The organism is Flavobacterium frigidarium DSM 17623, assembly GCF_000425505.1.
Lineage (GTDB): Bacteria > Bacteroidota > Bacteroidia > Flavobacteriales > Flavobacteriaceae > Flavobacterium > Flavobacterium frigidarium.
The window spans coordinates 1-14,243 of the sequence record NZ_AUDO01000027.1 but is presented as its reverse complement, the minus strand read 5'-3'; the positions used below and the strand labels follow the sequence as shown (position 1 = coordinate 14,243).

Here is a 14,243-nt window from a genome sequence, read left to right as displayed (position 1 = left end):
ATGAAATCTTTTTTCCATTTTAGAATAATTCCCGCATCAGGAATGTCAAATTTCAAACAACAATCCACAAATGACAAGGATTCTTTTTGAATTGATTGCAAAACTTTAAATTTAAAATCGACACTATAACTACGGTTATTCCTAGGTGTTAATCCATCTTTACCATAATGATTATATAGCCTAACCCACTTTTTAACACTCGAAGGATGAACTTTCTTTTTATTAGCTACAGATGCACAGCAATTGTGCTGTTTGATAACTAATTCCACACATTCAAGTTTAAATGTGTAATCATACTTGACTTTTCTTTCCATAAAAATGCCCCCAAATAGTGTCTAACTTTTTGGGGGCAATGCATACTTTTGAAGAATGTTGGTTTTTTTATTTTCGAATAGAAATATTATTCACGATTTACTTTTGTAAAATCAAACGCAGGTGTGCAAATTGCGATATATTCACAGCTCTCCTCAAATGGATTTGAGTACTGGACGCGAGTATTTTTCTCTATTTTAATTGACTGACCCGCTTCTAAAATAATGGTGTCATCTTCGATTATGAATTGTTTCTTGCCCTTGATGATATATGTGTATTCATCAAATTCAGGAGTTTGATATGGTTCAGACCATTTGGGAGGTGCGACCATGTGAGCGATAGAAATTCCAGGATTGCTTGTAGCGGCTAGACCATGATGTTCCTCTATGAGCTTTCCATCAGTTGTAGGAACTACAAACGGGGAATCTTGAATTAAGTATTTTTTCATGATGTGATGATTTAAGAGGATGCTATGGGTTATTTTTTAAATATTTTAGTAAGTACACCGAAAACCCCTCTAATGAAAGTAGCACTTGTAAGTACTTTTATCACTGATTTACTAATATCACTTGAAGCAGTGCTTGTCCTAACCGTTGCTCTTCCATTTGTTTTACTTTTAGCTTTTTCATTATCTGCTTCCTGAGCTGCAACTGCCTCTTCATTTTCGATGACAGCAATTTTTTTATTAAGCATCTCGTAAGCACTTTCACGATCAATTAGTTCGCTATATTTTTTAACTAATCTAGATTTATTATTGATGTCGTGAATTTCGCTATCAGATAATATGTCCATTCTGCTCATAGGTGCACGAAGCATTGTTGCTACAAGAGGAGTGGGGATCCCTTTTTCATTCAATGCAGTAATTAGTGCTTCTCCTATTCCAAGACTTGTTAACACTTCGCTAGTGTTGTAATAGTCGGATGTAGGGTAATTGTCGGCAGTTTGCTTGATTGATTTCCTATCATTAGCTGTAAATGCTCTTAAAGCGTGTTGGATCTTTAAACCTAATTGCGCTAGAACACCGCTAGGCACATCCATTGGGTTTTGTGTTACAAAGTAGATACCAATCCCCTTAGATCGTATTAACTTAACAATAGACTCTATTTGTTCCAGTAATGCCTTACTCGCTTCGTTGAAGATTAAGTGGGCTTCATCTATGAAAATTACTAGTTCTGGTTTTTCAGAATCACCTTTTTCGGGCATTTGCTGGTAAATCTCTGCTAGAAGACTTAGCATAAATGTAGAAAAAAGCTTAGGCTTGTCTTGTATATCAGTTAATCTCATGATATTGATGTACCCTTTTCCGTTTTCATCAATTCGCATTAAATCATCTATATCAAAGGACATTTCTCCAAAGAAAAGATCACCGCCTTGTTGCTCTAGTTCGATAATTTTACGCAAGATAGTCCCAGTCGTTGACGTAGATATTTTACCATAATGCTTAGTTATTTCGGCTTTACCTTCTTCTGTAATATAATTAATTACTTTTTTAATGTCCTTTAAATCAAGTAATGGCATCTTATTGTCGTCACAATACTTAAATATGATGGATATTACTCCTGATTGGGTGTCGTTTAAATCTAATATCCTAGAGAAAAGGACGGGCCCAAACTCTGAAACAGTCGCTCGCAAGCGCACGCCATTTTGTTCAGAAATGGTTAAAAGTTCAACAGGAAATTTACTTGTTTTATATGGCAACCCTATTTTAGCATGACGGTCGGTGATGAATGCTTTTTCTTCTCCTTCAGCAGCAATCCCACTAAAGTCACCTTTTATATCCATCATCAAAACCGGAATTCCAAAAGAAGAGAGTTGCTCTGAAAAAACTTGTATCGTTTTCGTTTTACCCGTACCTGTCGCACCTGCAATCAAGCCATGACGGTTTAATGTTTTTAAAGGAATCTTTACAAATGTATCGGGAATTGCTTCTCCGTTTAAAATAGGGCCTCCTAGTATAAGGCTCTCTCCTTTAGATGAATAACCGTTATTTATTAATTTTATGAATTCTTCTTTACTTTGCATAATGGAGTTGTATTGTTCAAGCTGCAATATATTATTATTTTTCTAATTGATATTATTTTAATGTTAAGTGTAAATTAAATCGACATTTGTTAACAATAATTCAAAATAGTAAAATTAACTTTAATTGAAGATTTGTTAGTTATTCTCTCAATTTTATCCTAAATTATTGTTTTATTTTTTTAAATAAGCCTCTTTTAGCTATTGATATTACTGATAATTCAATAATTTATTTTGTGCATTTATTATTTAACTAAATTTAACTCGAATAAAATTAAAAAAAGTTTTTTTATTTCAACTAAACATATAAATTTGCGGGACTACAAGTTTATTATAACTAAAATAAATTATTTAAAACTATTAAAATTTAAGAAAATGGCAAATGTTAAAAAGGAAAGCACTTCAAACGGTGGTGGAATGGTTTCAGGTCTTATTATTGTTGCATGTATTGGTGTTGGTGTATTAATCTGGAAGTTTATCATGGGTAATCCATCGAACTTTGAAGGAGGAAATATTGAAAGAGGAAATCCATTAAACCTTTTAGGTCAAGTTTACCATGGTGGAGTTGTTGTACCAGTATTATTAGGTATGTTATTAATGGTATTAGTTTTCTCTATCGAAAGATATGTTGTTATTTCTAAAGCAGCAGGTAAAGCAAAACTAGATACTTTTATGGCAAAAGTTCAAGGAGATATCAAAGCAGGTCAAATTGAAGAAGCTATTGTTGCTTGTGATAAACAACAAGGATCAGTTGCAAATGCAATTAAATCAGCTTTAATTAAATATCAAGACGTTAAAAAAGAAGGATTCAACAGTGAAGAAGCTTCTGAAACAATACACAAAGAAATCGAAGAGGCTACTTCTCTTGAGATGCCAATGTTACAAAAGAACATGACAATTATCTCTTCTTTAGTATCATTAGGAACACTTATTGGTTTATTAGGAACTGTATCAGGTATGATTAAAGCGTTTGGTGCATTAGCTGCTGCTGGAACTCCAGATCAAGCTGCACTTGCAAACGGTATTTCTGAAGCACTTATTAATACTGCAACTGGTATTGGTACTTCTGCTGTAGCAATTATCTCTTACAACTTCTTTACATCTAAAATTGATGATTTAACTTACTCAATTGATGAAGCTGCTGTATCTATTGTAAATACTTACAGAAGATTCAGAGGAAGTTTGAAGCAATAATTATATTGATATTTATATCAATTAAAAAACAAAAAGAATGGCTAAAATAAAAATAAAAAAAAATCCGGGGTCTACGGATATGACAGCGATGTGTGATGTCGCTTTCCTTTTGCTTACCTTCTTTGTAATGACTTCTACAGCTAAATTACCTGAGGCATTACCTGTTGATACTCCTGCTTCTACTGTTAAAATTAAGTTGCCTGAAAGTGATTTTGCAACAATGACTGTTGGTAAAGGAATGGTTTTCTTTGACTTAAAAGGTAGAGAAGTTCGTAAAAAAACTCTTGAGTTAATGGGTGAGAAATACGGTGTTGATTTTACAGATGCTGAAGTAGAGAAATTTGGTTTAATGGATGGTTTTGGTGTGCCAATAGCTAACTTGAAAGAAATAATCGCTATGAAGTCTGCTGATAGAGCCAAAGCTGGTCAAACAGGGATTCCAATGGACTCAACTGATAACCAGTTAAAAGAGTGGATTTACAACGCTAGGATTGCGAATATTGAAGTTAATGACAAAGAATTGCAAATCGCTATTAAAGGAGATGCAAAAGAAGAATATAACGAAATTCGTAAAGTGATGGATATTGTTCAAGAGCAAAAAATCAACAGCTTTAGCTTGATTACTGGCTTAAGAGGAGAAGAATTTTAATTAAAAAAAAGACACTAAAATGGCTGAATTAAATACCGGCGACGGTGGAGGCGGAAAAGGTGGAAAAGTAAGAAGTAAAAAACAAAACTCAAAGGTAGATTTAACTGCCATGGTAGATTTGGCCTTCTTATTAATTACATTCTTTATGCTTACCACTACGTTGTCTAAGCCTCAAGCTATGAGTTTGGGATTGCCAGATAAAGATCCTAAGGAAGATAGTAAAGACATGAAAGTTGATGAAAATCGTACAATGACTTTAATGTTAGGAGAGAATAATAAACTTGTATATTACATGGGTTTATTAGAAACTCCAATTGCTGGTCCTAAAGATATGGAGTATGGTGGAAATGGTATTCGTGAAGAGATACTTAAAAGAAAAGAATCAGTATTAAGTTATACTGGTGATAAAGAAAAAGGTATGATTGTGATTATCAAACCAAGTAAGAAGTCTAGTTATAAAAACATGATTGATATTCTTGATGAGATGGTTATTTCTGATGTACCTACCTATACAATCGTTAACGATTTTACGCCTGAGGAACAAAAATTGTTAGACGGAAAATAAGAGTGATCTTGTTTTCTTAATAACCTAATAATTAAGAAAAATGAAATTAGATATATTAAAAAACCAATGGCTTGATATAGTTTTTGAGGGACGTAATAAAACTTATGGTGCTTATCAATTGAGAAGGACTAATAGAGGTACGACCATCAAAGCACTTGTATTAGGAGCTGTAATTTTTTCAGTAGCATTAGCCGCACCGCTTATCGCTGATCTTTTACCAGAGAACGATAAAGTTGAAGAAGTTAAGGATGTTAAAATTACTGCTATTAAGTTACCTCCTAAAAAGGTCGAGCCGCCAAAGTTAAACGCGCCACCACCGCCACCACCTCCACCAAAAGTGGATCAAGTGAAGTTTGTGAAGCCTGTTGTAGCTAAGGCAGAAGAAGTAACAGAAGAGCCACCAAAAATCGTTGAAATCAAGGAGAAAAAAATTGGTGCTGAAACTATAAAAGGAGATCCAGATGCAGTTTTAACTGTTGCTCCTGTAGGTAAAGGACCAGCTCAAGTTGTTGATGCGGTAGATAATGAAATTTACAATACAGCAGGAATTGAAGTAAAACCTGAATTTCCTGGAGGTATGGCTAAATTCTACAAATTTGTAGCGGATAACTACCGTGCACCAGAAGAAGAGGGTCTTAAAGGAAAAGTTTATGTGACTTTTGTAGTAGAAAAAGATGGTTCATTGACTGATATCAAAGTTTTAAGAGATATTGGTTACGGAACTGGGAAAGAAGCTATCAGAGTTTTAAACAAAACTCCTAGATGGAGTCCTGGAATACAAAATGGAAAGCCAGTAAGGGTTTTATACTCATTACCAATTACTATTCAAACTGCAGATTAATGTTAGATAATATCGTAAAAAATATTCAGAAGAAATCGCCTAAAGAGCGATTTCTTCTCGTTATAGGGATTTTGTTTTTTGTCTTTTATTTTATTTTAGGATTATTTATTATCTTTATGAAGAAATTTCCTTTAGATATGCCTAGAATGTATAGGGTCGCTTTTGGAATCTTATTAATAGTATATTCCTTCATTAGATTCGTACGAATTATTTACTCAAATAAAGACTGACACATGAAAAAACGCTTTAATATTTCTGCTTTAATAATGGCTACCATAGTAATTTCCTTATTCTTTAATTCATGTAAAGATGAGAAAGCAAAGGAAGAAACTATTTTGAAAGGAACTGCAACAATATTAGTTGATGAGTCCTTTAAACCTGTTATAGAAGATCAAATTACTATATTTGAAAGTAAGTATGATGCTAAAATAAACATGATCGCAAAATCTGAAGGGGAGGTTATCCAAGCTTTTCTTAATGATACTTCAGCAATCGCAATCTTATCTCGCACCTTAACTGAAAATGAAATAAATAATTTTAAGGCAAGAAAAATACTTCCAAAAATTACTAAAATTGGTAAAGATGCAGTTGCATTCATTGCCAATAAATCATCAAATGACACCTTGGTTGCTTTACAGGATGTTATTTCTTTTATGAACGGAAAGAAAGGAACAAATATTAAAGGTTTAGTATTTGATAATCCAAATTCGAGTTCTGTGAGAATGATTAATCAACTTTCTGGTTTAAAGGATTTACCACAAGAAAATGTATTCTCTTTTAAAAGTACAGAGGAGGTTGTTAAGTTTGTAGCTGAGAATGATGGTATGATTGGCGTGATAGGAATCAATTGGTTGTATCAACCCACTGCTGCAGGTAAAGATTATGTAAATAAAATTAAAGCAATTAGCGTTAAAGGTTTAAAAGGAGATGCTTATATTGCACCTACACAAAATAATATTGCCGAAGAAACGTACCCTTTGGCACGTGATTTGTATATTATAAATTGTCAAGGATTCTCTGGGCTTGGAATGGGTTTTGCATCATTCGTAGCAGGAGACGTAGGGCAAAGGATAATTTTGAAGTCGGGTTTGTACCCAGAACGTATTCCAGGACGCAAACTTATATTTAAGAACAAATCTCAAAATGACAAAGAAAATGAATAACAATAAATCAAATAAAGTTAAAATGAACAAATTTAAAATTCTAGGAGTTGCTTTCTTAGCCGGGATGACGGCTAGTTATGCTCAAACTATTGACCAAGCTAAAAAAGAAATTGACGCCGAAAAATACCAAGATGCGAAGGTAACTTTGAAGTCAATTGTAAAATCTGATCCTTCTGAAGGGAAAGCGTTTTTCTTATTAGGAAATGTATATTTATATCAAAATGTGAGTGACTCTGCTAAGATGAGTTATCAGTCAGGATTAACTGCTAAGAATGACGCGCATTTCAATAATATTGGTTTAGGTCAAATTGACTTAAACTCTGGTAATGTGGCTGCTGCTAAAGCTAATTTTAACTCAGCAATCAAAGAAATGAGAAGAAAAGATTTTGAAGAATATCAATATGTAGCGAGAGCATACATGAATTCTACAAATCCTGATTACAAAAGTGCGTTAGCTACTTTAGAATTAGCTAAAGAGAAAAATGCTCAAGAGCCTCAAATTTTACTTGCTCTAGGAGACGCTTACTATGGTGATAAAAACCAAAATCAAGCATATTCAAATTATAGAAATGCATTTCAAGCAGATAATAGTTTAATTAGAGCTAAGGTGCAATTAGGAGTATTATTAAAAGGTGCAAAAGCATATACTGAAGCAGTTGCAGCTTATAATGAAGTATTGGCTACAAATCCTAATTACGGACCGCTTTATCGTGAGCTAGCTGAAACGTATTATTTATGGGGATTAAATGTTCCTGGTAGACAAGATGAGTATTTGAAAAAAGCACTTGGTTACTACGAGAAATATATGACTTTGACAGATTATTCATTAGCTTCTCGTATGCGTCATGCAGATTTCTTGATCTTAGCAAAGGATTACAAAGCTTTAGAAGTTGAGGCTAACAAAATGAAAGAATTAGATAAGGTGAATCCACGTATATTACGTTACTTAGGATATGCAGCTTATCAAAATGGTAATGTAGATGTAGCAATTAAATCTTTACAAGATTATACTGCTAATCCTGATAACAAGATTATCAACTTAGATTATATGTACTTAGGTTTAGCTAAAATCAAAAAAGGTACAAACGCTGACGGAACTGCTATTGACCCAACTGCATTCCAAGCAGGTGTTACTGACATTAAAAAAGCCGCTGATATTGAAATTTCAGTAACAAACGAATTAGGAGAAATTGGTAAAGATCTTTACGAAAAGAAACTTTACAAAGAAGCAGCTGCAATTTTAGAAATTGCAACTTCTAATCCTAAAACAAATACTTTTTTATATGATAATTACTATTTAGGTAATGCAATTTACTTTGATAACGCTGGTGCAGATGTTGTAAAAGATACCGTAGCTTTGAAAAAAGCAGATATCGCTTATGGAAATGTAATTACAGCTTCACCTGATACACAAGATGTTTATTTATCTCGTGCTAGAACTAATAGTTTGTTAGGGGATGACAAAGCAATGATTATGTACTACCAACAATACATTGATATCGTTACTAAAAAAGGACCTGAAGAATTGGCTAAGCCAGCTGTAAAAGCGAAGCTTATTGAGTGTTATAACACAATGGCTGCAGGATATGCTAACTTTGATAAAGTGAAAGCTAAAGAGTTTTTCCAAAAAACTTTAGCAATTGATCCTGCAAATGCTTACGCTACTCAATCATTGAGTATTCTTAACAAGTAGTAGATTTTAATTTTTTTGAGAAACCCGATAGTATATTACTATCGGGTTTTTTGTTTTATGCCAAATCTATCCTACTGCTCAAACAAGTCATTTTTATTTAGTTATCTTTGCACTTTAAATTAATAAAATGTTATCAAAAGAAATACAGTTAGAAGTAAATAAAGGAGCAATGTTGCCACTAATGGAAGAGTTTTACACGATTCAAGGTGAGGGATATCATACAGGTACAGCAGCTTATTTTATTCGAATTGGAGGATGCGATGTTGGATGTCACTGGTGTGATGTAAAAGAAAGTTGGAATGCTGAATTACATCCACCTACAGCGTTAGATTTAATAGTAGCTAATGCTAGTAAATACGCAGAAACAGTTGTCGTAACTGGAGGTGAGCCGCTAATGTGGGACATGACTTTATTGACACAAAAATTAAAAGAGAACAATAGAAAAGTTCATATTGAAACTTCTGGTGCCTATGCTTTATCAGGAACTTGGGATTGGATTTGTTTATCACCAAAGAAAAATAAATTACCTACAGAGACAGTTTATGCAAATGCACACGAATTAAAAGTAATTATTCATAATAAGCATGATTTTATTTTTGCTGAGGAGCAAGCGGCTTTGGTGAATTCAAACGCAATTTTGTTTCTGCAACCAGAATGGAGTAAGAAAGAAGAAATGACGCCACTCATAGTGGACTATGTAATGAATAATCCTAAATGGAGAGTGTCACTGCAAACGCATAAATATTTGAATATTCCATAGGTAAAAACTTATATTTAAATTGTATATTCGTATCAATTAATCAAACTATAATTTAACTTATTATGAAAAAATTATTTTTAATGACCTTTGTGGTGTTCGCTATCAATTTCGGATTTGCTCAAACTGCTCCGACAAAAGCTCAAGTAATGAAGCTGATTACTTTAAGCGGTAGTGATCTATCAATTAAAGTAGCAAAAGATCAAGTGATCCAGATGATTCCAACAGCTAAGCAAGCAGATTTTTTGAAAGAATTTGACGCTACATTGCCAGCATTGTATGATTCAATGGCAGATATATATATTGATATGTACACTGAAAAAGATATCAATGATATGATTGCTTTTTATGAAAGTCCGGTAGGGAAGAAAATGAGCGGTAATATGGGTGTTTTTACACAAAAGATTATGGCAGCATCTCAAACTTGGGGCGCAGGATTACAGACATTAATGTCTAAGTATATGTAAAATAAAATTCTTAGATGCAAGGATAAACAAGAAAGCCAAATAGATACGTTCTATTTGGCTTTCTTGTGTATATGGTTATTCATCAATAGAATAATTAACGCTATTACTTCTTTAATAACACATCTTGTTAGTCTTTTGATTTACCTTCTGATGATAAGTTTCTAGACGGACAGTTTGGCTAAATAGTCATAATGTTCTCCTTCTATTATCAGTTCTGATTTTAATCCATTGGCGAAAGCCGCATTTTGCAAAGTATTATAATCTAAGTAAAGCCAATCTAAGGGTTTTTCTTTTTCTCTCTTATAGGAGATGTTAAAAGTGATTTCGCCATAATAGTCATTATCTGAAGGTATCCATTTGCCGCCGTCTTCATCTTCGTCAAACATATAAATGATATCAGAGCTATCAATTAAAATTTGTCCACCGGGATTTAGAAGTGATTTCAATTGTTGGAGAAATTCAGGTAGCTTTTTTAACTTACCACAAATTCCAGTACCATTCATTAATAATAGGATGGTGTCATATTTTTCATTTTGTAATGTCATGAAGTCTTGAACACGAGCATCTTTGATTCCTCTTAATACACAGGCTTTGATTGCGTTGTTTGATATGTCAATTGCTGTTGTTGTTAAGTTTAATTCATTTTGTAGATATAGGCTGTGACTCCCTGCACCGCAACCAATATCCAGAACCGTTCCTCGTGCGAGGCTTAACGCTTTTTGCTCAATTTGCGGCATGTCGCTGTACTTTCGAAAAAGATAACTAACATCCATCTCGTCCTCCTCGGATATAGTAGTTTCGGTAATCAAATTTTCAGGCTGATTATTTGTTTGATAATCAAGGATGGCTCTGCCAAAAAGGTCTTTCATAATTAGGATGTCAAAATTCAAAATGTATTAAGCCAAGAACATTGTTTTAAAATGAGTAATTTTGCAAAAAACAAAAAGACAACATTTGAAACCTTCATTAAACGAACTCGGAAAACTGGCCAAAGATACGCATATCGAAAACAAAAAGTATTTTGATAAGCTTAAAAAGAAAACGCCTAAGAATTTAGATTATGTCATGCAGGATATTCACGATGCCGAATTCAAGAAAGCGGATTGTCTAAAGTGTGCAAACTGCTGTAAAACAACTGGCCCACTATTCACCTTAGCAGATATCGAGCGTGTTTCTAAATATTTGCGTCAAAAGCCACAACAATTTATTGAGCAGCATTTACGTATTGATGAAGATAAAGACTATGTTTTACAATCTGTTCCATGTACTTTTTTGGATCATGAAAATGAATGCATGATCTATGATGTGAGACCAAAGGCTTGTCGAGAATTTCCACATACAGATCGCAAGAAATTTCAACAAATAACTGATCTTACTCTAGTAAATGTTTCAATATGTCCAGTAGCATTTAATATTGTGGAAGCAATGAAGAAAAAGTTACCACTATAGTTTTATTTGTAAATCAAGTATTTTTCTCTAGTATTCTTAAAGTGTGCTAAACCTTCTTTCCAGCTGTCTCTTATAGTTTTTTCAGGAACGTTGCTCTCAATTTGCTGCTGTAGTTTTTTGGTTCCAGCTAATTTTGTAAAAAAAGAATTAAAGAATTTTGATTTATTAGAGGTCATCTCATAAGCTTTAATAATCCATTTTAATTCAAGTTGATTTACTTTGGCTATACCTGATAAGTTTTCACCGTAACAAGTAATACCATTATATGGCGGGTTCGATGCTCCCAAATTTGGTTTTGGTGTAAAACTAAAGTTGCTTTTTGGTAAGTAAGGGGAACCATAAACTTGAAATTGATTTTCGGTTCCTCGGCCCACGCTCACATTTGTACCTTCAAACAGACATAAGCTAGCGTACAAATTAATAGATTGATCGTTAGGTAAATTTGGTGATGGCTTTACTGGCAAACTGTAAGACATATTTCTAGTGTAATTTGAACAATTAATGATTTTTAGATTACATTGAATTCCATTTCGCAACCATTTTTCACCATTAATCATTTGGGCATATTCGCCTATAGTCATTCCGTGCAGTAAGGGAATGGGGTGCATTCCTACAAAACTAGTGTAAGCTTTTTCTAAGATTGGTCCGTCAACAATAGCGCCATTTGGATTCGGGCGATCAAGTACAATAAGTTGGATCCCATTTTCAGCACAAGCTTCCATGATATAATGTAGTGACGAAATATAAGTGTAAAACCGTGCTCCCACATCTTGTAAGTCAAAAATCAAAATATCAATACCAATTAATTGTTCAGCTTTCGGTTTTTTATTGTTGCCATACAGCGATATAATATCTAATCCTGTTTTTGCATCTTTTCCATCTACTATATGTTCGCCCGCGTCTGCCGTACCACGAAATCCATGTTCAGGCGCAAATATGCGTTTGACTTTTATATCTTTCGAAAGTAAAAAATCAACTAAGTGAATGTTTGAAGATAATATTCCAGATTGATTTGTTACCACAGCTATATTCTTGTTTTTTAAAAGTGGTAAATATTTAATGTAGTTATCTGCACCTGTTTCAATCGCGAGAGTTTTCTTTACCGCTGCTACTGTGGGATTATTTATAATTGCTATAGTAGTTGATGAACTCGATTTGCTATTTATGTTTTCTTTTTCATTTGACTTCATAAAACTGGAACAAGCGATTACAATAGAAAAAGGAAGGATTGATAAAGCGATTTTCTTTATAAATAAATTCATATTAGGTAGTATAGAATAAGTTAGTGTAATTCGTGTTTTAGCTGTATTTTTGAAACCAAATCCGAAACGAAAAAAAAATTGAATTTAGAATATTTTATTGCAAAAAGACTGGTAACGGCCAAAGATTATAAAAGTAGTATATCTGCTCCTATTATAAAAATTGCTATCGCAGCAATTGCTATTGGAATGATCATGATGATTATATCTGTTGCAACTGGAATTGGTCTACAACAAAAAATTCGTGAAAAAATAGCGGCATTCAACGGGCATATTATCATTTCTAATTTTGATAGCAATCAATCAGAGGTTACTCTGACGCCAGTTTCTAAGAATCAAACTTTCTATCCTAAATTTACTGCTGTCCCTGGAGTAGATCACATTCAAGCAATTGCAAGCAAGGCAGGTATCATTAGAACCGAAACTGCTTTTGAAGGAATTGTTTTTAAAGGAGTAGGGTCAGATTATAGGTGGGACAACATTCAAGAGTACCTTATAGCTGGTACATTGCCTAATTATCAAAACAACTTAAATGAAGAAGTTGTTATTTCTCAGTTTCTGGCAAATCGCCTAAAATTAAAAGTAGGGGACGCTTTCAATACTTTTTTTATGAAGGAGGGTGAGAGCAAGTTACCTAACATCAGGAGATTTAAAATTACAGGTATATTTAATTCGGGATTTCAAGAGTTTGATGCTACATATATAGTAGGGGATATTCGACACATTCAGCGCATCAATAAATGGAAAGCTGATCAAGTGGGGGCTTTTGAAGTTTTTGTAAAAGACTTTGACCAAATCAAAGAGGTAGGTGAAGAGGTATACGAGCAAACAGGTTCTACTCTAGATACTAAAACAATTATTGAAAAGTATAGTTATATATTTGAGTGGTTACAGTTATTCGATTTTAATATCGTTGTTATATTAGTTGTGATGATTATAGTTGCAACTATAAATATGGTAGTGGCTTTACTAGTTTTAATCTTAGAAAGAACTCAAATGATCGGAATATTAAAAGCACTTGGTGCAAATAACTGGACGGTTCGAAAAATATTTTTATACAATGCTTCCTATTTAATTTTCCGTGGACTATTCTGGGGAAATTTAATTGGGATAACTATTCTGCTAATTCAGCAATACTTTGGTGTCATTAAGCTTAATCCAGAAAGTTATTATGTCGATCAGGCGCCTGTTTATTTAAATTTCGGCTATATTCTTTTATTAAATCTACTTACAATTGTAGTTTGCTTTTTAGTTCTACTAATCCCATCATACATTATCACTAAAATCTCTCCAGTGAAAGCAATTCGCTACGATTAATATTTCCCAAATTTTAATTAGGAGCTATTTCCTGCTATCCGCTGCAATCTTTTATATATACTCGATTACCATCGAGTATATATAAAAGGATTTCCACTACTATCAGGGCTAGGGTTGGGCGGTGACCAGTGTACTGTGCTTCTCCATTATATTTTGATAACCCTTGTAAGATTAGAAACGAGATTAAGAAGTGTTTGATTGATCAAGTTATATAATGAGTGCGATTGAATCTTTAATTTACATGATTAGGTAGAGACTTTGCCTCTTAATCTGTCGATTAATCCTACAAACCGAAAAAAAAGCTCATTTTAGTCTAACCTCAAATAATACATTTTCAATAAGTTAAACAGTGTTTTAAAAATAAAGTAAACAAAAGCGGTTTTGGTGTATTGTTTATCGGTTTAAACTACCTACTTTTGCACCCGCAACAGCGAATAAGTTCTTTACATGATGGCAAGCAAAACGAAATGAGTTGAAAATTTATTTTCAGATTATTTTAAAAAAAAGCTTGTGAGAATTAAAAGAGTTTATTACTTTTGCACCCGCTTCGAGAAACAT

The 14,243-nt window shown here is 33.3% G+C and carries 15 protein-coding genes; 10 read left to right on the top strand and 5 right to left on the bottom strand.

From position 1 onward, the window contains the following. The 3 genes from H603_RS0112540 to H603_RS0112530 form a co-directional block, all read right to left on the bottom strand. The coding region (locus H603_RS0112540; protein WP_245576119.1) for a helix-turn-helix domain-containing protein at positions 1-269 on the bottom strand (269 nt) is incomplete at its 3' end. A gap of 131 nt (positions 270-400) precedes the next feature. Continuing rightward, positions 401-760, bottom strand: a complete 360-nt coding sequence (locus H603_RS0112535; protein ID WP_026708940.1) for a cupin domain-containing protein — start codon at positions 758-760, stop codon at positions 401-403. Positions 761-789: 29 nt separating this feature from the next. After that, positions 790-2,334, bottom strand: coding sequence for a helicase HerA-like domain-containing protein (locus tag H603_RS0112530; RefSeq protein WP_026708939.1), 1,545 nt, complete (start codon positions 2,332-2,334; stop codon positions 790-792). Between the two features lie 372 nt (positions 2,335-2,706). On the opposite strand from H603_RS0112530, the gene H603_RS0112525 reads away from it, so the two are divergent. From H603_RS0112525 to H603_RS0112485, 8 genes are all read left to right on the top strand, one after another. After that, positions 2,707-3,525 (top strand): MotA/TolQ/ExbB proton channel family protein, encoded by an 819-nt coding sequence (locus tag H603_RS0112525; protein ID WP_026708938.1) that lies wholly within the window; start codon positions 2,707-2,709, stop codon positions 3,523-3,525. Between the two features lie 37 nt (positions 3,526-3,562). Then, on the top strand, positions 3,563-4,174 hold the full coding sequence (locus H603_RS0112520; protein WP_026708937.1) for an ExbD/TolR family protein: 612 nt from the start codon (positions 3,563-3,565) through the stop codon (positions 4,172-4,174). Positions 4,175-4,193: 19 nt separating this feature from the next. After that, positions 4,194-4,739: an ExbD/TolR family protein gene (locus H603_RS0112515; RefSeq protein WP_026708936.1), complete on the top strand. Its 546-nt coding sequence runs from the start codon at positions 4,194-4,196 to the stop codon at positions 4,737-4,739. A gap of 40 nt (positions 4,740-4,779) precedes the next feature. After that, positions 4,780-5,580, top strand: coding sequence for an energy transducer TonB (locus tag H603_RS0112510; protein ID WP_026708935.1), 801 nt, complete (start codon positions 4,780-4,782; stop codon positions 5,578-5,580). Between the two features lie 233 nt (positions 5,581-5,813). Continuing rightward, on the top strand, positions 5,814-6,743 hold the full coding sequence (locus tag H603_RS0112500; RefSeq protein WP_026708933.1) for a PstS family phosphate ABC transporter substrate-binding protein: 930 nt from the start codon (positions 5,814-5,816) through the stop codon (positions 6,741-6,743). 22 nt (positions 6,744-6,765) lie between these two features. Further along, on the top strand, positions 6,766-8,436 hold the full coding sequence (locus H603_RS0112495; RefSeq protein ID WP_035676005.1) for a tetratricopeptide repeat protein: 1,671 nt from the start codon (positions 6,766-6,768) through the stop codon (positions 8,434-8,436). Between the two features lie 127 nt (positions 8,437-8,563). Next, positions 8,564-9,196: a 7-carboxy-7-deazaguanine synthase QueE gene (locus tag H603_RS0112490; RefSeq protein ID WP_026708931.1), complete on the top strand. Its 633-nt coding sequence runs from the start codon at positions 8,564-8,566 to the stop codon at positions 9,194-9,196. A gap of 146 nt (positions 9,197-9,342) precedes the next feature. Then, positions 9,343-9,660: a DUF2059 domain-containing protein gene (locus H603_RS0112485; RefSeq protein WP_169628296.1), complete on the top strand. Its 318-nt coding sequence runs from the start codon at positions 9,343-9,345 to the stop codon at positions 9,658-9,660. Between the two features lie 161 nt (positions 9,661-9,821). Here H603_RS0112485 and H603_RS0112480 read toward each other — a convergent pair whose 3' ends face one another. After that, positions 9,822-10,529, bottom strand: a complete 708-nt coding sequence (locus H603_RS0112480) for a class I SAM-dependent methyltransferase (RefSeq protein ID WP_026708929.1) — start codon at positions 10,527-10,529, stop codon at positions 9,822-9,824. Positions 10,530-10,614: 85 nt separating this feature from the next. Between H603_RS0112480 and H603_RS0112475 the strand changes: the two genes are divergently transcribed. Continuing rightward, entirely contained in the window at positions 10,615-11,109 is a 495-nt protein-coding gene (locus tag H603_RS0112475; protein WP_026708928.1) for a YkgJ family cysteine cluster protein, read from the top strand. Between the two features lie 2 nt (positions 11,110-11,111). Here the strand turns inward: H603_RS0112475 and H603_RS0112470 are convergent, their stop codons facing one another. Next, positions 11,112-12,371 carry an exo-beta-N-acetylmuramidase NamZ family protein gene (locus H603_RS0112470; RefSeq protein ID WP_026708927.1) on the bottom strand — a complete coding sequence of 420 codons (1,260 nt, stop codon included), beginning with the start codon at positions 12,369-12,371 and terminating at the stop codon, positions 11,112-11,114. Positions 12,372-12,449: 78 nt separating this feature from the next. Between H603_RS0112470 and H603_RS0112465 the strand changes: the two genes are divergently transcribed. Beyond that, positions 12,450-13,685, top strand: coding sequence for an ABC transporter permease (locus tag H603_RS0112465; RefSeq protein WP_026708926.1), 1,236 nt, complete (start codon positions 12,450-12,452; stop codon positions 13,683-13,685). The last annotated feature ends 558 nt before the right edge of the window (positions 13,686-14,243 follow it).